Annotated in this window: 20 protein-coding genes; 10 read left to right on the top strand and 10 right to left on the bottom strand. The window is 51.0% G+C overall.

The genetic code is table 11. The features are described 5' to 3' along the window. Positions 1–45: 45 nt before the first annotated feature. The 6 genes from SE18_RS02830 to def form a co-directional block, all read right to left on the bottom strand. A complete protein-coding gene (locus SE18_RS02830) occupies positions 46–519 on the bottom strand; it encodes a DinB family protein (RefSeq protein ID WP_054532906.1) in 474 nt (157 codons plus the stop codon). A gap of 7 nt (positions 520–526) precedes the next feature. After that, positions 527–1,687 carry a lysylphosphatidylglycerol synthase transmembrane domain-containing protein gene (locus tag SE18_RS02825; protein ID WP_054532905.1) on the bottom strand — a complete coding sequence of 387 codons (1,161 nt, stop codon included), beginning with the start codon at positions 1,685–1,687 and terminating at the stop codon, positions 527–529. Between the two features lie 52 nt (positions 1,688–1,739). Further along, a complete protein-coding gene (locus tag SE18_RS02820) occupies positions 1,740–2,693 on the bottom strand; it encodes a GDP-mannose 4,6-dehydratase (RefSeq protein ID WP_054532904.1) in 954 nt (317 codons plus the stop codon). Next, positions 2,690–4,114 (bottom strand): O-antigen ligase family protein, encoded by a 1,425-nt coding sequence (locus tag SE18_RS02815; RefSeq protein ID WP_054532903.1) that lies wholly within the window; start codon positions 4,112–4,114, stop codon positions 2,690–2,692. The genes SE18_RS02820 and SE18_RS02815 overlap by 4 nt, the downstream gene beginning before the upstream one ends. Before the next feature lie 95 nt (positions 4,115–4,209). Then, a complete protein-coding gene (locus tag SE18_RS02810) occupies positions 4,210–5,166 on the bottom strand; it encodes a UDP-glucuronic acid decarboxylase family protein (RefSeq protein WP_054532902.1) in 957 nt (318 codons plus the stop codon). A gap of 109 nt (positions 5,167–5,275) precedes the next feature. After that, positions 5,276–5,914 carry a peptide deformylase gene (gene def / locus SE18_RS02805; protein ID WP_054532901.1) on the bottom strand — a complete coding sequence of 213 codons (639 nt, stop codon included), beginning with the start codon at positions 5,912–5,914 and terminating at the stop codon, positions 5,276–5,278. 155 nt (positions 5,915–6,069) lie between these two features. Here def and SE18_RS02800 point away from each other — a divergent pair, with 155 nt between their 5' ends. The 4 genes from SE18_RS02800 (at position 6,070) to SE18_RS02785 (ending at position 10,947) form a co-directional block, all read left to right on the top strand. After that, complete coding sequence (locus SE18_RS02800) at positions 6,070–7,833, top strand: PhoX family protein (RefSeq protein WP_054532900.1); 1,764 nt, start codon at positions 6,070–6,072, stop codon at positions 7,831–7,833. A 72-nt stretch (positions 7,834–7,905) separates the two neighbouring features. Further along, a complete protein-coding gene (locus tag SE18_RS02795) occupies positions 7,906–8,226 on the top strand; it encodes a hypothetical protein (RefSeq protein ID WP_054532899.1) in 321 nt (106 codons plus the stop codon). A gap of 317 nt (positions 8,227–8,543) precedes the next feature. Next, positions 8,544–10,124 carry a sensor histidine kinase gene (locus SE18_RS02790; protein WP_054532898.1) on the top strand — a complete coding sequence of 527 codons (1,581 nt, stop codon included), beginning with the start codon at positions 8,544–8,546 and terminating at the stop codon, positions 10,122–10,124. A gap of 19 nt (positions 10,125–10,143) precedes the next feature. Then, positions 10,144–10,947, top strand: coding sequence for a response regulator (locus SE18_RS02785; protein ID WP_054532897.1), 804 nt, complete (start codon positions 10,144–10,146; stop codon positions 10,945–10,947). 8 nt (positions 10,948–10,955) lie between these two features. Here SE18_RS02785 and SE18_RS02780 read toward each other — a convergent pair whose 3' ends face one another. The 4 genes from SE18_RS02780 to SE18_RS02765 form a co-directional block, all read right to left on the bottom strand. Next, positions 10,956–11,615, bottom strand: a complete 660-nt coding sequence (locus tag SE18_RS02780; protein ID WP_054532896.1) for a redox-sensing transcriptional repressor Rex — start codon at positions 11,613–11,615, stop codon at positions 10,956–10,958. A gap of 225 nt (positions 11,616–11,840) precedes the next feature. Beyond that, complete coding sequence (locus tag SE18_RS02775) at positions 11,841–12,434, bottom strand: hypothetical protein (RefSeq protein ID WP_054532895.1); 594 nt, start codon at positions 12,432–12,434, stop codon at positions 11,841–11,843. 25 nt (positions 12,435–12,459) lie between these two features. Beyond that, positions 12,460–12,798 (bottom strand): hypothetical protein, encoded by a 339-nt coding sequence (locus SE18_RS02770; protein ID WP_054532894.1) that lies wholly within the window; start codon positions 12,796–12,798, stop codon positions 12,460–12,462. Between the two features lie 320 nt (positions 12,799–13,118). After that, positions 13,119–13,736, bottom strand: a complete 618-nt coding sequence (locus tag SE18_RS02765; protein ID WP_054532893.1) for a class I SAM-dependent methyltransferase — start codon at positions 13,734–13,736, stop codon at positions 13,119–13,121. A gap of 195 nt (positions 13,737–13,931) precedes the next feature. Here SE18_RS02765 and fsa point away from each other — a divergent pair, with 195 nt between their 5' ends. From fsa to SE18_RS02735, 6 genes are all read left to right on the top strand, one after another. Continuing rightward, on the top strand, positions 13,932–14,597 hold the full coding sequence (gene fsa, locus SE18_RS02760) for a fructose-6-phosphate aldolase (protein ID WP_054532892.1): 666 nt from the start codon (positions 13,932–13,934) through the stop codon (positions 14,595–14,597). 108 nt (positions 14,598–14,705) lie between these two features. Then, the gene (pgsA, locus tag SE18_RS02755) at positions 14,706–15,311 is read left to right on the top strand and encodes a CDP-diacylglycerol--glycerol-3-phosphate 3-phosphatidyltransferase (protein WP_054532891.1); all 606 of its coding nucleotides are present in this window, start codon (positions 14,706–14,708) and stop codon (positions 15,309–15,311) included. A gap of 9 nt (positions 15,312–15,320) precedes the next feature. Continuing rightward, positions 15,321–15,935, top strand: coding sequence for a glycerol-3-phosphate 1-O-acyltransferase PlsY (plsY, locus tag SE18_RS02750; protein WP_054532890.1), 615 nt, complete (start codon positions 15,321–15,323; stop codon positions 15,933–15,935). A gap of 99 nt (positions 15,936–16,034) precedes the next feature. Then, positions 16,035–16,685 carry a uracil-DNA glycosylase gene (locus SE18_RS02745; protein WP_054532889.1) on the top strand — a complete coding sequence of 217 codons (651 nt, stop codon included), beginning with the start codon at positions 16,035–16,037 and terminating at the stop codon, positions 16,683–16,685. Between the two features lie 59 nt (positions 16,686–16,744). Beyond that, positions 16,745–17,266 carry a hypothetical protein gene (locus SE18_RS02740; RefSeq protein WP_054532888.1) on the top strand — a complete coding sequence of 174 codons (522 nt, stop codon included), beginning with the start codon at positions 16,745–16,747 and terminating at the stop codon, positions 17,264–17,266. Between the two features lie 167 nt (positions 17,267–17,433). Continuing rightward, a complete protein-coding gene (locus tag SE18_RS02735) occupies positions 17,434–19,143 on the top strand; it encodes a ribonuclease J (RefSeq protein WP_054532924.1) in 1,710 nt (569 codons plus the stop codon). The last annotated feature ends 75 nt before the right edge of the window (positions 19,144–19,218 follow it).

Here is a 19,218-nt window from a genome sequence, read left to right as displayed (position 1 = left end):
CGTTCAAAATTCATCCTTCATCCCTCATAATTCATAATTCATCCTTCAGTTCGCTGCTGCTAGGGTTTGGCTCATTTGCTCAAGGTGCAACTCACCATGGCGGGCATAGTAGCGCGCAATCTGCTCAAGCGTTACTTCGCCATTTTCAGGATGCCATGCAGTCCGTTCAAAACTCGCCAGATCAAGCGAGTTGACCAAGGTTGCCGCCCGTTCTTGCAAACCTTGCAGAATCGTCAATGATGTTTCGATTGCGCCAATACTATCGGCAGTCGTCACCCAGGTATCTTGATCGAATGGTTTGAGGGTTGGATGCTCTTCCAAGAGGATCAATTTCATACGAATAAACAGATTCATCTGACCATCAGCAAGATGATGAATGTTTTGGGCAACTGTCCATTCGTTCGCCAAATAGGGCGTGTTCAATTGCTCAAGATTTAATGGATCGACCAACGCATGCAACTGGGCTGGCAAATGCAAAATCGTTGCTACAAGTGCATCGCGTTCGGTAGCAGTTAACATGGATGGCTCACTTTCGTTTGCTGAAGAGATACAACACCAAGCCCAAAATCACAATGCTCCAATAGTTGATAATCCGATCGAGGAAGGCGACAGCGGTGCTGGTGGTTTGACCCACATCAAACAACATCATCACGCCAGCAATCCCAACTTCGACCAAGCCCAAGCCACCAGGCAAGGCTGGCACGGCGGTCAACAACGAGCTAGCCAAGGCCACAAAAATAATGGCTGATAACGATAAACCTAAGCCGCCCATCGCTTCAATCACAAAAAACAGCCGCATCGACTCGCCCAGCCAAACGACGATCGTCAACAGCAACAGCACTGGCAAGCGCGAAGGCCGGAACGATGAGAGCGTGCCTTCCTCGAAGCGGGCATAAAAATCTTGAAAGCGTTTTGGCAAGGCGCGGCGAATCAACGGGCTAAGATAGCGCATCGACATCAAGCCAATCACCAACAGAATCGTCAAAACGATGCCGATGATAAAGAGCCGTTCTGTCCAGCTATTCAGATGGCCACGAAAAACCAACAAGCCAGAAACGACCAGCATGCCAAAGAGCACAATCATATCGACGATGCGCTCGGCGAAAATTGTGCCCAGCGTGCGCGAGAACGAAGCATCGCCGTTTTTCTTGACCAGATAGCCGCGATAGGCATCGCCTAATTTGGCTGGCACAACACAGTTGGCAAACCACGAAAGCCCAATAAACTCGCTGAGTGGCCCAACCCCGGCCCAACGCTTGCGAGCTTGTGGGCTATCGACCTCGAAGCCAGCGCTGCGCAAAATAATTCGCCAGCGTAACGCGCGCACTGGAAAAAGACCATAAAAAACAAGAAAGCCAGCAGCATACAGCCAAGGATTGGTCTGGCCGATTTGGCGCCACATATCAGCCAAGTTAATATCGGCGCGCCAAAAAGCAAAGCCAAGAATCGCAAAGGCAATCCCAAACGAGGCCAACGATTTAATGTTCAGAAATTTATCGCGCAGCGAAAAGCCGCTCGAACGAACATCGGCCAAATCTTCGGGCAGGGCATCGGCTGGTAAGGGCGCTGCCTCAGCCGCCTGTTCAACCAACTGCTCAAGCGCTTCGGTTTCAGCAGGGCGCGGTAAGCCTTGGTCGGTTTGCTCAGGGCGTAAACTCGGCGTATTAGCGTGAGATTGCGATTTCATAATGATCCAATTGTGTATAACACTAGGCCAAATGCCAGCATCGACGAACGATCTAGCAATCGTACTCGCTTTTGTACCAATCCCAATAGCGCTCTAGGCCATCCTCAATATCGGTGGTTGGCTTCCAACCGAGCAATTGTTGGGCCTTGCTGGTATCGGCAAAGGTAATTGGCGGGTCGGCAGAGGATAAGGGCTTGGCTTCGATAATTGCATTCAAGCCAGTAATTGCTTGCAGGGTATCAATAAAGCTGCGTAGCATCACCGGGGTTGAATTGCCAAGATTAAAAATATCAAAAGCCCGATCGCTATCGAGCACCGCAATCACCCCCGAAACAATATCGTCAACGTAGGTCCAATCGCGGTAGACATCAACCCCGCCATTGTAAAGCACAATTGGTTCTTGCTTGCGCATGGCCTCAACAAAAATCGTCGGAGTCATATCGGGGCGACCTTTCGGGCCATAGACCGTGAAGAAGCGCACCACACGAGTGGGAATTTGGGTTTGATAATGGAAGGTGTAAGCTAGCAATTCGGCAGCTTTTTTGGTGGCCGCATACGGCGATAAGGGCCGATCGGTGGCTAATTCTTCGTGCCATGGCGTTGGCGCCAACCCATAGACCGACGAAGTTGAGGCCTGCACAAAGGCTTGAATACCATATTTAATCGCTGCTTGCCAAACATTAACCGAGCCTTCAACATTAACTGCGCTATATAACCCAGGGTGTTGCAACGAATAACGCGGATTGGCCATGCCTGCCAAATGGGCCACATGGCTTGGGCGATGTTGCTCAAACAAGGCCAATAAGCTGGCAGGATCGCGCAAATCGCCTTCCCAGAGCACAAAATTGGGGTGCTTGAGCAAAACTGCCACGTTGCGCCGTTTTCGTTCTGGGCTGTAATAGTCGTTGAAATTATCGAATGCAATGACACGTTCGCCACGCTGCAACAGTGTTTCGCACAAATGCGAGCCAATAAAACCCGCACCACCCGTTACTAAATATGTCATGCACGCCACCCTTGGCGCTGTGTCAGAACCACACATAAGGCCCACACCGCGCTCAAATGAATTCCAAAATTCAACACATGGAGATTATCAAAAATGTTGTGCAGCTGAATGGCGGTTATGATACCACAGCAGCCAATCGCTACCATCTGCCAAACCGTGCCGCGCGTTGCTTGAATTGCCAAATAAGCTTGGCGATAGACCGCCGCAATCAGCACTAAATAGGCCAGCAAGCCCAAAATGCCAGCTTCTGCCGCAATATGAATGTAGTAGTTGTGCGAGTGGCCTTGCGATTCAGACCAGCGGCCAACAAAAAACTCAGGATAGGCCCGATTGAAGTTGTCCGGGCCAACGCCCAGCAGCGGATTAGCCAGAAACATATTTGCCCCAGCTTGCCAATGGGCCATGCGTTCAACAACCGCAAAATTTTCATCGGTTACGGTCACGCGGCCTGCATCAAAAATCCGCAGATTGTTGGTCAGGCTGCTAATGCGCTCGCTAATGACCGCCGGAAACAGCTCTGGCTGGCTAATAACTGCCAAGAGCAAGACAGCGCCAAGCCCAATTAATGGTAAGGCTCGCCGCCGATCAACCGCCAGCAACATTACCGCCAACGCACCCATAATGCCAATCCAAGCGCCACGCGAAAAACTCACGCCGATTGCTGCCAGAATAATCAGGCTTGCGCCGCCGCTCAAGGCCGCGCCCAGCAAATAGTGCCAGCGTTGGCGTTGCTGCCACCAAAACCAGAGCAAGCCCAAGGCCACGCTCAAGGTTAAGGGCCACATCAACTCCAAAAAGCCTGCAAAGGTGTTGGGTTTGCCAATTGTGCCGTAGGCGCGCACAGTTTCGCCAATTGCAAACGGGCCAGTGCCCAGCCGATATTGCTGAATGCCAATTAGCGCTTCGATTACGCCAACTGTAAACATCACCGCAATTAGGCCAATTGCACGCTTGGGCGTGGTAATCGTGGCAACCGTCACCACAAAGGCCAGAAAAGCCATAAACCAGCGCACCACTTGCTTCAAGGCATCAACCGCGTTGTATTGGGTCAGGCCTGCCGAGAGCAACAGCGCCATCAAAAACAGGCTCCATGGCACCAGCAAGGTTGTGTCGATGCTGATCTTGCGCTGCGCCATGCCATATAACAGCCACGCCCCCAGCGCCATAATACCAATCACATGAGTTGCGGTCAGGCCTAGTGGAAAGCTCAGCAACTCTTGCAACATGACGGTGGCGACGGTTAAGCTCAAGCCTACTGCTGGCTGAATCAGCATGCCAACCAACAACATGCCACAAATAATGAATGTTGCTGCTTGGGCAAATGGCAGCAGGCTGATGATCGCCACTCCTGCTAGCCCCAAGCCTGCCAACAGCCAATCTAATGGCTGAATGGAGCGCAAAGTTAATGCTCGACGCTGCATGGCGATGCGTGGCTCCTCTCTAAAGCTCATGGGTATGCCAAAAGCCCGAGCCATCCACGCCGATGCTCAGGGCGCTTGCTTGCGCAAACTGGAGCTTATTGAATTTCGCCACGTTTGCGTAATTGCTCAGCAAACCAAGGAATCGTTTTTTCCAAGCCTGCTTGCAAGGTCACTTGTGGCTCCCAATCCAAAACCCGTTTGGCTTTGCTAATGTCTGGCTGGCGATTTTGCGGATCATCTTTAATCCGCAGTTCGGGCTTGACCACCGTGCCAGCAGGATTGTTGGTAATCGCATTGACGATTTCGGCAAACTCGCGCATGTTGAACTCGTGGGGGTTGCCGATGTTAACTGGCTCGACCTCATCGGAGAGCAACAAGCGATAAACGCCTTCAACCAAATCGCCCACAAACTGGAACGAACGGGTTTGCAAGCCATCGCCGTAGAGGGTCAGTGGCTCGCCACGCAAAGCTTGTTGAATGAAGTTTGGCACAACCCGCCCATCGGCCAAGCGCATGCGTGGGCCGTAGGTATTGAAAATCCGCACAATTCGCGTTTGCACGCCGTGGTAGGTGTGGTAGGCCATAGTCATAGCTTCTGCAAAGCGCTTGGCTTCGTCGTACACGCCGCGCGGCCCAATTGGATTCACATGGCCCCAATAGGTTTCTGGTTGCGGGTGAACTTGGGGATCGCCATAAACCTCTGAAGTTGAGGCGATCAAGAAGCGCGCGCCTTTGGCTTTGGCCAAACCGAGGGCATTGTGGGTTCCCAAAGCCCCAACCTTGAGCGTTTGAATTGGCAGTTCAAGATAATCGATTGGCGAGGCTGGCGAGGCAAAGTGCAGGACTGCATCCAGCGGGCCGGGCAAGAAAATATAGTTGGTCACATCATGGCGAATAAATTGAAAATCGTCTTGACCAACTAAATGGGCAATATTTTCCGGATTGCCAGTGATGAAATTATCCATCCCAACAACCGAATGGCCTTCGGCAAGAAAACGCTCACACAAGTGTGAGCCTAAAAACCCTGCTGCTCCCGTGATCAACACGCGCATCGTGAACTCCTTCAAACAGAATATCGGCGCAGAAGTCGCCCTATTCTAAACGCAGATTGCTTGGCTGAACATTAACTATCTCTAAGCGTTGCTTCGATGAAGCATGTGCTTATTCATTGGCTGCCGATTCTGATTCTAGCTCAGGATCGGGGCGTTTTTTGCGCGCCAACAAACCGCGCCGTTTGAGGCGGGCACTTTCACTTTCTTTGCGATAATCGACTAGCTTGCTTTCTTCGGTCATGCGGTCGATAAACATAATCCCATCAAGGTGATCAAATTCGTGCTGCGCAATATGCCCAACCTTGTAATCTTCAGCGGGAATATGGCGCAAGCGTTGTTCGCGACCTTTGAGATCGTAATATTTGATCGTGACCCATTTGTGGCGTGGCACTTTGGTGTAGCGGCCCGGCATGCTCAAGCAGCCTTCTTGCAGCATATGGGTTTCTTCGCTGGCCTTAACAATCTCAGGGTTGACCATAACATACAAAACCGCAGGCGCAATTTCCGTGCGCTCGCCAGTTTCCTCGTCTTCTTCATATTGGGCTGGCTCTTCAATCACCACCACACGGCGCGAAACCCCAACTTGGGGTGCGGCAATGCCCACACCACGGGCTTCGCGCATGGTTTCGATCATATCATCAACCAAGCCTGCCAAGCTTTGGTCAAAACTAGTAATGCGTTTGGCCTTGGCCCGCAAGACCACTGCATCAGTTGGATCTTCTATCTGCAATACCCGTCGTACTGCCATGGGATAACCTCCTTATGGTTGCTAGCGTTCATTATAGCACCCTCATTTCTTAATCTGATCTTTACATACTGATGAGTTGGGCTTGACATGGTGTGGCTAGACTAGCGGCTGTGTCCAGTTGAAGAATGGTGTGTTGCCAACTTGGAGGAATTTCCATGACCAGCCATGATCAGCGTGCAGAGCGCAAAAGTATTTGGCACGATTTATTAGAACGTCGGATTAATCGCCGGAGCCTTGTTGCGACTGGTGCTGCTGCCGCTGCGGTTGCAGCCTTGCCGTTGGATCTGCAAACTGCTGAAGCTGCCCACTATAACGCTCCAAGCTCAACGCCAATCTTGGCCCAGCGCCAAGCTCAAGGTTCTTTGCCATTCAAGCCAATCAGTACCAGCACTGCCGACGATTTGATTTTGCCCGAAGGTTTTCGCTACGATTTGTTGGCCCACCGTGGCCACGATATGGGCAACGGCAGCTTGTTTGGCGAAAACGCCGACTTTTTGGCCTTCTTCCCAATCGATATGCTTGAAAAAGGCCTCGACCAAACGCGGCCTCAATTTGGCTTTACCCGCAGCGATTTATCGAGCAGCGATGGCTTGTTGCTGGTCAACCACGAATATATCAACCCGATGTTTATCTCGGGCTATACTGGCTCGGGCGCAAAATCGAGCGATCAGATCAACGCCGAAAAGCATATGGTTGGGATGAGTGTGATTCGAGTCAAGCGCAATAGCGATGGCCGTTGGTATTTCGACCAAACTGATGCCGCCCACAACCGCCGCATCGACGCAACTACGCCAATTAGCCTGACTGGCCCTGCTGCCAACATCGATGGCGGCCCAATCGCGATTGGCTCACTTGGCAATTGTTCAGGCGGCGTAACGCCTTGGGGCACGGCGCTGAGCTGCGAAGAAAACTTCCAAGATTATCCCAATGCTGCGCCAACTGGCTATGGCTGGGAACCAGAAATTTATGCCAAACGCCATTATGGCTGGGTCGTCGAAGTTGACCCATTTGATAAAAACAGCACGCCACGCAAGCACACCGCCTTGGGCCGCTTCCGCCACGAAAATGTGGCTGTGCGGGTTGGCAGCGACGGCACAGTTGTGGCCTATATGGGCGACGACAAAGCCGATTCATGTGTTTATAAATTCGTGGCCGAACGCAAATTAACCAACTTGGCCGATCGCCCAGGTAATATGCAAATTCTCGAAATCGGCCAACTCTACGCCGCCGACTTTGCCAATGGCAAATGGATTTTGCTCGATTACAATAGCCAAAGTGCCTTGCAAAGCGCCAAAGATAGCAAAGGCAATTTGCTGTTTAGCTCGCAAGCAGATGTGTTGGCCGATGCCCAAGCAGCAGCCATGGTGCTCAAAGCCACGCCAGTCGATCGCCCAGAAGATATTGAAATTCACCCACTTGATGGCAGTGTTTACGTGGCCTTGACCAACAACACTGGCCACGGCAACTTCCACGGCCAAATCGTGCGCTTGGCCGAAACCGATGGCAACCCCGCTGCCATGAGCTTCGATTGGAGCATCTTTGCGGTCGGTGGCTCACAAAGCGGCTTCTCATCGCCCGACAACTTAGTGTTCGATGGCGAAGGCAACTTATGGATGGTAACCGACATTTCATCATCGCGAACCAATAAAGGCATCTACAAATTCCAAGGCAACAACGGTCTGTTTTTCTTCCGCACCAGCGGCCCCGATGCAGGCATCGCCTTCCAATTTGCCTCAGGGCCAGTTGAATGCGAGCTGACCGGGCCATGCTGGGCGCCTGATGGCCGCACCCTATTCCTCTCAATTCAACATCCAGGCGAAGAATCCAAGAGCCTGACTGAATTGAGCAGCCACTGGCCAATCGGTGGCAACGAAGTCCCACGCTCAGGGGTCGTCGCCATTACTGGCTTCAAACGCTAGAAAAAAGATCGCAGCTATAGCGCAGCCTCCAATGGGGTGGGCTGCGCCTTTGTTTGATTTGGGAGTTTACCCATGACCATGCAAGAGTTTTTGGTTCACGAACGGACATTGTTGGGCGCTTTGGATAGTTTTGGCGGAACCTTGGTGCGCACCCGCCCCCAACTCGCCGCCGATTACAACGAATATCTCGACGATTTTGCCCAGCGCTGGCTTGATAGCGGCTATCCCAACGAGCTGGATAGCATTTCGACCTATTGGGTGCAGGCCTATTTGAGCAGCCTTAGCTTGGCCGAACGCGAAGTTGCCAAAGCAGCCTTGCACAGCTTTTTCGCTTGGGCAGTCAGCCAAGCGCTGATCGAGCAAGCACCCATGGGTGGTGGCTATCTTTCGTGAATTGTGCTTGCCTACACCAAGCCCCAATCTGCCCAGCGCCCTCAAATTCTTTATTAATTGGAGCGATAATCGCTCTGTTATCAGCACGAGAGCTATTTATTCTCAATAGAATCGTTTTGTTTCAATGATTCGCCACCCTTCCGTCCCTCCGCCGGAGGGAAACGCAGGGGGTTTTCATCCCCCTGCACCCCCTAAAATTCATTTGTTGGATTGTTCAGTCCAACTATAATTCCCAACTACTAACATTACCGTGTTAAATCGTATGCCAATGCAGAATTCCGATTGCCTCAAGCGCCCGCCTCGCGTACAATCGCCCTATGCATGAACGCTGGCATCGCTGGTTATATAGCCGTTGGTGGTATGCGGTGGCGCTGCTGTATCTGGCTGCTGCATTAATCTGGCCCGCACTTGGCAAACGCTCAGACCCAACGAGTCGCTTGGTTGAGGTGCTGATTTTGCTGGTCTGTGTCGGGCGTTTTTGGTTGCCCGCCATTCAGCGTCCGCATTCGGCGTTGGCCAAAGGCTGGCGAATTTTGGCCTTGCAATGGGGCATGTTGGCAATCTATCGCGGCTTGGGTGGCACGCTCACCAGCATCAAAGGCTTAAGCCAAATCGTGCTGCCAATTATTGTCTATGTGCCAACCGTGGTGATGGCTGGCGCATTTTTTGTGAGCCTGCCATTTAGCCAGCGCCGCCGCAGTAGCATTGTGCTCGATTGGTTTGGCTTAAGCGTTGGCTTGATGATTATTACCACGATTGCGATTCGCCAAGTTGTTCCCAATGTTGCATGGTACGATGGACTGTTCGTCGGAGCCGATCTCTCGTTGCTCTACGCGCTCGATCTGATTCGTCAGCAACAGCCGAAGCGTTGGCAAGCGTTGTTTCGTCAACTGAGTAGCGGCATTTTGGCCTTGAGTTTGGTCGATTTGGCTTGGATTTTCGACCGTAGCACGTTGGTTGGATTACCTATTGGGGCGTTATATTGTGTTGCTTGGTTGATGTTGGCCCAGGCTGCAGCGATTCATCCTAAGGCCAATAGCCCGCTTAGCAATCAACTAAGCATTGATACCCTTGCCAAACGCAGCATTCCCTATGTGATTTTTGTGGGTGGCTTGGGCTTTACAATTGCCACTGGCGAAATCCATGTTGCACTTTTGCTGCTGCCATTATTGCTGTTGCGCATCAGCGTTGAGATGAGCGAAGCTCAACAGCTTTCGCTGCGGATCGAACAAGCGCGCCGCGAGGCCACCAATGCCCGCGACGAGGCCGAATTTCTGCGCGAACTGCTGCGATCTTCAATTCACGATCTGCGTTCACCAATTGATGGCGCCACAGGCTTAATCAATGTCTTAGAGCGCCAACCGCAACACATGCAATTATGGAATTTATTGCGGGTACAAATTGAAGATATTGGCCAGCAAATGCACGATCTGTTGGATATTGCCCGTGCCCAAACCAAAGCTATGCTGCAACAAGCTCCGGTTGATTTGGCTGAGCTTTGCAGCGCCGAAATTGCTCGTTTAGAAGCCAGCGCTGCGTTCGCCCAAAAAGCCAACAAACCCCAAATTCAAGCATGGCTGCAACCAATTCAGGCCCATACCAACCAGCGTTTACTTGGGCGGGCAATCTATAATCTTTTGAAAAATAGCCTTGATCATGGTGGCGATCAGCTGAGTGTAAGCATCGAACTCCATGCTGCCCAGATTACGCTTCTTATTCACGACAATGGGTCGGGCTTTCCGCAGCATGTGCTCAATTTAGAACCAAGCAGTAGCGATGGATCAGGCTATGGGTTTGGCTTACGTGGCGTTTTGGCCAATCTGAGCTTAATTGGCGCCAGCCTGAAGCTGGAAAATCGCCAAGGAGCCTGGGCCTGCATTCAATTGCCACGAAGCTAGCATGTAGGAGGATTTAGCGGTGAAGTATCGAGCATTTGTGGTCGAAGATAGCGACGTTCATGCAACCTTGGCTGAGTTGCTGTTGCAAGAAGCTGGCTTTGAAGTAACTATTTGGCGCTCAATCCGCCAAGCTTGGCAATGGTTTGAGCACGATCAAACGCCGCAACCAATGTTGGGCTTGCTCGATATTAAATTGCCCGACCCCAGCTTTCCCCGCTTGGAGGGCACGGTGCTGGCCGCAGCAATCAGCGACGCAGTGGCCCAAGCGCGCCATACGCCAGTGCATTTAGTGGCAATTAGCAGCGAACTCAACCCACAGCGCGAGTGGGCGGCGCTGGCAACAGGTTGTAGCGCAGTGCTGAGCAAACCATTAACGCCGCTCAAAGCTCAATGGCTAGCCGAATTAATGACCCAGCCTGTGCCTGCGTTGAGCGCTGAAATTAGCGCTGTGGCGTTTCGCCAAGGCCAGCTTGATGTACTGAATTTGTTGGAATTACAGCAACGCCCAGCCCCACGCTTATGGGATATCGACGATGTGCGCAATCTTTTGGCAGTGCTAACGACTGGGTTTCATGTGGGCGAGCAAGGGCGGCAAGCAGGCATGGGTTTGCAAGACGAATTTGGCGGGGCAACCGCTGCCCATGTTGCCTTGCGCTCATGCTTACCCTTGCTAGAAAGCGATCAGGCACGCTTATTGGGGCTTTTACTGCATGGAGTTGCCCAACAAACCATCGCTGGCCGTTTAGGGCTAGGTCGCCGCAAACTTGAAAGCCTAATCGAGCAGCTATTGCAGCAATTGGCAATTTTGCTAAGCCAGCGCTAGGTGTTGGCTCAATGTTCGTTCATCGCGTGGTGTTCATCTTCGCGCGAGAGATAATAGGTCATGCTATGCAGCAAGGCCACGGGGTCGATATGACGTACCCAAACATTCTCGGGCGTTTGTACGACCACTGGAGCATAGTTCAAAATACCTTGCACACCATTTTCAACCAAAACATCGACAACTTCTTGGGCGCGCACTGCTGGCACTGCCACAATTGCCAAACGAATACCATGTTCTTTCAAAATCTTCGGCAAATCAGAATCGGGCTGGACGGTATTGCGGCCCAGTTGCAGGCCAATTTTCGAGGCATCGTTATCGAAAACCCCAATAATATCAATGCCGCGCGAACGAAAGCCCTCGTAGCGAGCAATTGCCTGCCCAAGCGGCCCGACCCCAACCAGCACTACTGGCCAAACTTCGTGCAAACCCAAAATGCGCCGAATATGGCCCAGCAAATACTCAACGTTATAGCCAATGCCCTGTTTGCCAAATTCACCAAAATAGGAAAGATCTTTGCGAATTTGCGCGGCAGTTACCCCAATGCGTTCCCCCAACTCTTGCGAGGAAACCGAGCGAACACCTTCTTCGGCCAAATAACTCAGGCTACGTGCGTAAATTGGCAATCGCCGCACTACAACATCGGGAATTGCGTTGGGGGAGATGTCCATCCCGCACACTCCTTTGGAAACACCACAAAACGAGCCGCTCTGGCCATGCACCGTTGAGGCTGCTCAAACGAGGCTGGCGCTGCATTGCGCATCTCAATTGATATTGTGAAGTATAGTGCAAACTATGGAGATGTCAAGCGCTTTTAGGCGATTCTAATGCTCCGTTTAGCTAGTGCAGGCCAACATTTTACGGTTATTGGCTGATTCGCAAACTGTCGTTAACTATTATTGAGGCGGCAATCCATACTCATTAATCATCCCCTCGTTAGTATCAATAATTTGAACTTTGAGCGCTGGATTGGTCAAGGGCAATACCCGCACTTGCAACCCAGAATGAGCCTCGAAATAAAATACCTCACCATTTGCCAAATAGATTTTGGCCATTTGATCGAAATCATTGGGCATGTATCCATAAACTGCGTATTGATCTTGCTCGGGTAGCTTAAATTGCGCAATCGGGGCCTCAGGAACTTCTGTCCATAAGTTGATTAAAGGACAATGCTTACTAGTTTCTTGACCCTTAGCATCAAATGTACGTTCGATAAAACCAAGACATAATCCAGAATCGCAAATAAACGCGAAGCTAAAGATTTGGTTATCGTTTAAACTAGCGATTGCTTGCACAACCACATTGCGAACATTTTGCGACGAAAACGATTGATCAAGCCATTCTGCAAGCAATTGCTCAACCGATTGTGCTCCGGTGGAAAACTGTTCATGTGTTTGCAGGGTCACAGGTGCACGACGAGCAAGCCTTAAACGGCTAAGCAGAAACCCACCAAGGATCAAACAGACAATCAGGATATAAAGATAGGTCATCGGCTACTCCTCTCTCTTTCTGACTTTAGGCTAATGCCTTGAGGTCTTCGACTGTTAATGGTTTTTGGCGAAACCATGGATACTCAAAAACTCGTTCAAGCTCTTGATCCATATCCACTGTTTCCGAAGGAAAGCCCGTACTCGGAGTACCCTCAGCTTTGCGCACTACCAAAATTGTAATTTGAGGTAGTCCTTGGTTGGTACAATAGCGCAACAGATGCTCCAAGTAATTTCCCAAAAAACGGTGTGGGAGATCAATCAATTGCCCCAAGGTTTCATATGTGAGGGTCTTGCGTTGGTAAGCAAAGCTCATCAACACTTGATAAATTTGCAATCCTCGCTCGTAGGTTGTCATTCCCGGCATAACGGCTCCTTGCTTTGCGGTCGAATCCAAGATCGATTATCAAGCATTTGCAGCCTACTCGTCAAGAAGGGCAGGCTATTAGCTTTTGGCTATAGAAACAGTAATCAAGCGAATCTGTGGAATCTTTGACTAAAAGTGGATTGCTTTTAACGCAGAGGAAGGAGGGCTATCGGCTCTAGGCTTCAGGCTAGCACAATAGATTTACAATTTCCAATAATCTCTTATCCCCAAAGCCCAAAGCCCAAAGCCATATCCTTCGCTATCTATGTGCTCTTCGCAGTTACACTGATCCCCGATCCCCAACAACCGATCCCCAGAACCTAAATCCGTTCGATACAGGCAGCTAGCGCAGCAACTGGTGGCCCGACCCGATTGAGAAATTCGGCTGGATGCAAGGCCAGAATGCGCCAACCACGCTCAGGAGTAAAGCGGTTGCGAATTTCATCCTCGGTGATGGCACGAGGCACATTGACGCTAGCGAATTCAACCCCAAACGCCAATAGATAATAGCGGCCTTGCGGTTGTAGAGCTTGAGCTAAATCAGCAATAAATGGCTCGCTATCAGCTTGATTGAATAAGTGGTAAAAGCCTGTATCGACGATTGCGCCAAATTTGGTTTCGAGCAATGAAGGTTTGAGGCCATCGCCAACTTCAAAGCTTAGCCGTTGGGCAACCTCGGCGGGCAAGGCTGCAACTTTCGTGCGCGCTTGCTCAATCGCGCTTGGCACAAAATCGACCCCAACAACGCTATAGCCAAGTTGAGCAAGGCCAATTGCCAAATCACCCGAACCACAACCAACATCAAGAATAGGATTCTGCGGTGGAAAAGCCTTGATCAGGTCGATCAACGCTGGTTGGGGTACGGTCACATCCCACGGTGGCACATCAGTATAGACATGTTTAAAAAATTCCAGCGGTTCTTCGCCAAATCGGCCCATCACACACCTCCCAATAATTAACGCTTTTAGGAACTATAACAAAGTAGCGTAGGTCAAAACTCAGCCCTGATACCGAATTTATTGAACTTCATATCCAAAGCTGCATAGGTATAATGCAGCGCATTATGCTGCTATAATGCAAGAGGAAGTCTGAGAGGCATAGGTTCTAACCAGGGCAATCAAAGGAGCAACTGGATGAAAATCTTTTTGGATACTGCTGATGTAGAAGAAATTCGCCAAGGTGTGGCGATGGGCGTTGTTGATGGTGTGACCACCAACCCTTCATTAGCAGCAAAAGCAGGCCGTAACTTCCGTGATGTAGTTTTAGAAATTGTTGAAATTTGCCCAGGCCCAGTCAGTGCTGAAACCGTGGCCTTACAAGCAGATGAAATAGTCCGCGAAGGCCGCATTTTGGCCAAATGGGCACCAAACATTGTGGTTAAAGTTCCCTTGATGGCCGAAGGCTTGAAAGCTGTCAAGCAATTGACCAGCGAAGGCATCAAAACCAACGTAACCTTGGTGTTTTCGGCCTCACAAGCCTTGTTGGCAGCCAAAGCTGGCGCAACCTTCGTTAGCCCATTCCTTGGGCGGCTCGACGATATCGGCCAAGATGGCATGATTTTGATTCGCGATATTGTGCAAATCTTCAAGAATTACAATCTCCAAACCGAAGTTTTGGCTGCCTCAATTCGCCACCCAGTACACGTGCTGCAATCGGCATTGGCTGGCTCGCATGTTGCTACTATGCCGTTCAAAGTGCTGCAACAATTGGTCAAGCACCCGTTAACTGACAAAGGCATCGAAACCTTCTTAGTTGATTGGAAACAAGTTCCCGATGCCGCAACTGTGTTTGCTGAGTAATCAATGAGTAATGCACCTTCATCAGGGCAATCACCCGCTCCGCGTTTTCAACGCAGTAAACGCCCCCCGCTGCTTCGTAGGAAGGAGCGGGCTGGGCGTAAGCCTTGGGTGAACCCATGGAACTGGGCCAACATTTTAAGTTCGATTCGGATCATCGCAACGATTCCGTTGTTGATGTTGTTGCTTAACGACACTGCCGTCAGCTATTTCTGGGCATTTTGGTTTTATGCAATCGTCGCAATCACCGATTTGCTTGATGGCCAATTGGCCCGCAAATATGGCTGGGTCAGCAACTTAGGCATCTTCCTTGATCTCACTGCCGATAAAATTTATACTGCCGGCATTCTGATTTGTTTGGTTGCAACCAACCTGCTTGCGCCTTGGGCGGCGATTATTATTTTGGTGCGCGAATTTGTGGTTACTGGTTTGCGCTCGCTAGCTGCTTCCGAAGGCGTGGTTATTCCATCGGGGCGCTGGGGCAAGCTCAAAATGATCATCACGATTATTGCGCTTGGCTGGATTATGGTTCGCGCCAATATCGACCGCGCTGGCTGGTTCAATGCAATTGATTTTGGTGGCGGCTTGACGTGGCTTAGCCATTTATCATCAATTGTCTTGTGGCTGGCGGTGTTGCTCACCATCATGTCGGGAGTTGAATATATTTGGGCTGCTCGCGAGATTTTCCGCCAACCACCACGCCAAAACCAAGACTAAGGAGGCTGCGTGAATTACCTGCTGATTACTGTAATCAGTTATTTGCTTGGGTCAATTCCTTTTGGATTGCTGATTGGGCGCATGGTTGGTGGGATTGATGTTCGGTCGTTTGGTTCCAAGCGCACCGGCGCGACCAACGTGCTGCGCACCATGGGGCCGCGCTATGGCGGTTTGGTGTTTGTGCTCGATGCGCTCAAAGGCATTGCAGCAATTTGGGTCGCGCGGTGGCTCTTGCCCGATAATGCTTGGGCCATGGTGCTGGCAGCAATTATTGCCGTCGTTGGCCATATCTACCCAATTTTTGCAGGCTTTCATGGCGGGCGCGGCGTGGCCACTGGCTTGGGCGGTGTTTTAGGCCTGTTCCCTTGGGGCTTTGTGGCAGCGGCCATAGTTTGGTGGCTGGTTGTTTGGTTGACCCGCTATGTTTCGTTGGCCTCAATTTTGGCGAGCATCGCGGCGGCAGTTACTGCTGGCATATTTTTTGCGCTCGATCAAACCCACATCGCAATTGTGACCTACTGTGGCTTGATTGCCTTAGCGGTGGTTGTTTCGCACCGCGATAATATTACCCGCCTCCGCAACGGCACCGAAAGCAAGTTTGGTCAGCGGGTGAGTGTCAAATAGCTATCCAGAATCAGACAAGCTTAAATTCGTGTACAATATCAAAACATGCAAACGATGTTTGATTAAGGTTTTGAGCAACTCTGGGTTTAAATTGCGCCTATGACCGATGCAGCAGCAACCTTGGCACTGATTGCTGAAGAAGTCGCCCACTGCACTGCTTGCCCACTTTGTCGCACCCGAACCAATGCAGTGCCGGGCGAAGGCCCAGCCGATGCCGAAATTTTGTTAATTGGTGAGGGGCCTGGCCAACGTGAAGATGCGCTTGGTCGGCCTTTCGTTGGGCCTTCGGGCGACTTACTGGAACAATGGCTGGCCGAAATTGGCCTTACCCGTGAACAGGTGTTTATCGCCAATGTGGTCAAATGTCGGCCACCTGGCAACCGCGACCCTGAGCCAAGCGAAATTGCCGCTTGTGCCCAATTTTTAGATCGCCAAATTGCGGCCTTGGCTCCCAAGTTGATTGCGACCCTTGGGCGGCATTCGATGAACAAATTTTTCCCTGGTGGCAAAATTACTAAAATTCATGGCATTCGGGGCGTGAAACGGGTTGGCCAAACAGTATTTTTACCCTTGTTTCACCCAGCCTATGTGCTGCGCAACATGAACGCCATGCCCGATGCAATCGCCGATATTCGGCTGGTTCCACGGCTAATTGCGCGGCTCAACCAGCGCTTACACGAAGAAGCAGGCCAACCAAGCGAGCCTGAAAACGACCAGCCAACGCCGCCACACCAAACATCAATGTTTTAGGTCTCAGTGCAGAAACCACAGAACATCCGAATTGGTTGATTTAGCGAAGAGGATTATGCATGAGCTTTTTTCGGCAACGCAGATCATTAATTGGGCTGGGTTTGCTGAACACTGGCTTATTAATCGCCACATGGTGGTTGCTATTTAATCTGTTGGGCTTAGAATTAAGTGCCTTGTTTCGTTCATGGCAACAGCAAGCGCCAACTTGGACTGCTGGTCAAAAAACCACAGCCTTTCTTTTGCTGAGTTTGGGCTTGAGCTTGCCACGCATGCTGTGGCAATTGCTCTTGGAATGGCAAACCAGCTATCAATTTGAAGCTGATGGCTTGACGATTCGCACAATTGGCTTGCTACAATTTTATCCGTGGCAGGCAGTTGAGCAATTGCGGCCAGCCTATAGCTACGATGATTATGTGCAGCGCATCGATGTGCTGATGACAGACGCATTCGGCAAAGCGCCATGGTATCGGCGTTGGTTTTATCGCCATTATTGCAATAAAGTGCCGTTGTATGCCACATCTGGCCAATTAACCAGCTTGTTAAGCCAAATCAAGCAGCATTGGCCCAATAATGCAGTTTAGGTCAGCTGGCCTACGCTGTGATCTGAAGAACTGCTACTCATCGTTATGTGGAGTGGTACGACCAAGAAGCTTTATTTAACAACTATCTCAGCCAATGGGGTTGGGATTATCCATGAAAGGAGCCATGACGACAGTGCGAGCCTGCTTGCACTGTGGTTTGTATTCGTATGACTAAAAACAAATTACGGGTTATCCCACTTGGGGGCGCATCGGAAGTTGGCCGCAACATGTGGGTTTTTGAGTATGAAGAAGATATTATCATCTGCGATATGGGCGTGATGTTTCCCGAAAGCGAGATGATGGGCGTGGATTTGGTGTTGCCCGACATTACCTACCTACGCGATAAAGTTGCCAATATTCGCGGCGTGTTGCTCACCCACGGCCACGAAGACCATATTGGGGCTGTGCCGTGGTTGATTGGCGATTTGGGCTTTCCCACGGTCTATGGCACGACTTTGACCTTGGGCTTGCTCTCGAATAAGCTCAAAGAACATCGCTTGACCGATAAAGTTTCGACCAAAACAATTGCCCCAGGCGATAAATTCCAGCTTGGCTGCTTCACGATTGAGCCATTCCACATTGCCCACTCCATCCCCGATTCGGTCGGCTTTGGCTTGACCTCGCCAGCAGGCTTGGCCTTGTATATCACCGACTGGAAGCTTGACCACACGCCAGTTGATAACTGGCCAACCGAAATCGATCGCTTGGTTGATTTTGGCCGCCGCAATCCCATTGTTCTGGTGACCGACTGTGTGCGGGTGGAATCGAAGGGCTACACGCCATCGGAGCGCGTGGTTGGCGATGCCTTTGATCAAATTTTTGCTACCGCACCTGGGCGGGTGATTATGGCCACCTTTGCCTCGAATATTTCGCGGGTGCAAATGGCGATTAATGCAGCGATTGATTATGGCCGCAAGGTCGTGCCTGTTGGCCGCTCGATGGAAAATAACACCTCGATTGCGCGCGAATTGGGCTATTTGGAAGTACCCGATGGCGTGTTGATTCGGCCAGGCGATATGAAAAACCTGCCTGATGATCAAATTGCCATTGTCTGTACTGGCAGCCAAGGCGAACCAATGGCGGCGCTTTCGCGCATGGCCAACCGCGATCATCGCCAAATTTCGATTCAGCGTGGCGATACGGTCGTTATTTCGGCCTCGCCAATTCCAGGCAACGAAGTTTCGGTCTACAAAGTGATCGACAACTTGTATAAACTTGGCGCGAATGTGATTTATGGTTCAGATTTGCCAGTCCACGTTTCGGGGCACGCAGCCCAAGAAGAGCTAAAAATGTTGCTCAACTTGGTGCAGCCACAATATGTCATCCCGTTCCACGGCGATTATCGCCACCTTGCGCGTTACAAGCAATTGGCCGAGGGCATGGGCTTTAATGGCGACAATGTGCTGATTGCCGAGGGTGGCTCGATTATGGAATTCAGCCAAAACTATGGCAAATTGGTTAGCCGTGCGCCAGTTGGGCATGTCTTTGTTGATGGCGTTTCGGTTGGCGATATTGGTGGCGCCGTGGTTCGCGACCGCCAAATGTTGGCCAAAGATGGCATTTTGATGGTCGTTGTTTCAGTCGAATTGCAAACTGGCAATTTGGTAGCCGGGCCAGATATTGTCAGCCGTGGCTTTGTATCGACCCGTGACTCAACTGATTTGATCGAGGGAGCCAAGGAAGCAGTGCGGGCTTCGTTTAGCGAAAGCTACGTTGTGCCAGCGCGGGCCTTCAGCGATGGTGAAGAAACCGCCGAGGGCAACTCGCCAGCAGTTTCATCGCCAGCAGCGCGCAAAATCAAAGAAGTGGTTGGGCGCTATCTCTACGAACGCACCCGCCGTCGCCCAATGGTTATTCCGGTCGTAATGGAAGTCTAAAAAAACAGCTAATGAAAGCCCGCCTTGGAGAACTTCCAAGGCGGGCTTTTTGGTTAACCAAAGCCATTGGCGGCT

The sequence above is a fragment of the Herpetosiphon geysericola genome (genome assembly GCF_001306135.1).
GTDB classification, from domain to species: Bacteria; Chloroflexota; Chloroflexia; order Chloroflexales; family Herpetosiphonaceae; genus Herpetosiphon; species Herpetosiphon geysericola.
The sequence above is the reverse complement of the archived record's forward strand: the minus strand, read 5'-3'. Positions and strand labels throughout refer to the sequence as shown.

What these genes read in the sequence shown, in the direction of transcription:
- SE18_RS02830 (WP_054532906.1), bottom strand. Translation starts at nt 519, where the DNA reads ATGTTAACTGCTACCGAACGCGATGCACTTGTAGCAACGATTTTGCAT.
- SE18_RS02825 (WP_054532905.1), bottom strand. Translation starts at nt 1,687, where the DNA reads ATGAAATCGCAATCTCACGCTAATACGCCGAGTTTACGCCCTGAGCAA.
- SE18_RS02820 (WP_054532904.1), bottom strand. Translation starts at nt 2,693, where the DNA reads ATGACATATTTAGTAACGGGTGGTGCGGGTTTTATTGGCTCGCATTTG.
- SE18_RS02815 (WP_054532903.1), bottom strand. Translation starts at nt 4,114, where the DNA reads ATGCAGCGTCGAGCATTAACTTTGCGCTCCATTCAGCCATTAGATTGG.
- SE18_RS02810 (WP_054532902.1), bottom strand. Translation starts at nt 5,166, where the DNA reads ATGCGCGTGTTGATCACGGGAGCAGCAGGGTTTTTAGGCTCACACTTG.
- def (WP_054532901.1), bottom strand. Translation starts at nt 5,914, where the DNA reads ATGGCAGTACGACGGGTATTGCAGATAGAAGATCCAACTGATGCAGTG.
- SE18_RS02800 (WP_054532900.1), top strand. Translation starts at nt 6,070, where the DNA reads ATGACCAGCCATGATCAGCGTGCAGAGCGCAAAAGTATTTGGCACGAT.
- SE18_RS02795 (WP_054532899.1), top strand. Translation starts at nt 7,906, where the DNA reads ATGACCATGCAAGAGTTTTTGGTTCACGAACGGACATTGTTGGGCGCT.
- SE18_RS02790 (WP_054532898.1), top strand. Translation starts at nt 8,544, where the DNA reads ATGCATGAACGCTGGCATCGCTGGTTATATAGCCGTTGGTGGTATGCG.
- SE18_RS02780 (WP_054532896.1), bottom strand. Translation starts at nt 11,615, where the DNA reads ATGGACATCTCCCCCAACGCAATTCCCGATGTTGTAGTGCGGCGATTG.
- SE18_RS02775 (WP_054532895.1), bottom strand. Translation starts at nt 12,434, where the DNA reads ATGACCTATCTTTATATCCTGATTGTCTGTTTGATCCTTGGTGGGTTT.
- SE18_RS02770 (WP_054532894.1), bottom strand. Translation starts at nt 12,798, where the DNA reads ATGCCGGGAATGACAACCTACGAGCGAGGATTGCAAATTTATCAAGTG.
- SE18_RS02765 (WP_054532893.1), bottom strand. Translation starts at nt 13,736, where the DNA reads ATGGGCCGATTTGGCGAAGAACCGCTGGAATTTTTTAAACATGTCTAT.
- fsa (WP_054532892.1), top strand. Translation starts at nt 13,932, where the DNA reads ATGAAAATCTTTTTGGATACTGCTGATGTAGAAGAAATTCGCCAAGGT.
- SE18_RS02745 (WP_054532889.1), top strand. Translation starts at nt 16,035, where the DNA reads ATGACCGATGCAGCAGCAACCTTGGCACTGATTGCTGAAGAAGTCGCC.
- SE18_RS02740 (WP_054532888.1), top strand. Translation starts at nt 16,745, where the DNA reads ATGAGCTTTTTTCGGCAACGCAGATCATTAATTGGGCTGGGTTTGCTG.
- SE18_RS02735 (WP_054532924.1), top strand. Translation starts at nt 17,434, where the DNA reads ATGACTAAAAACAAATTACGGGTTATCCCACTTGGGGGCGCATCGGAA.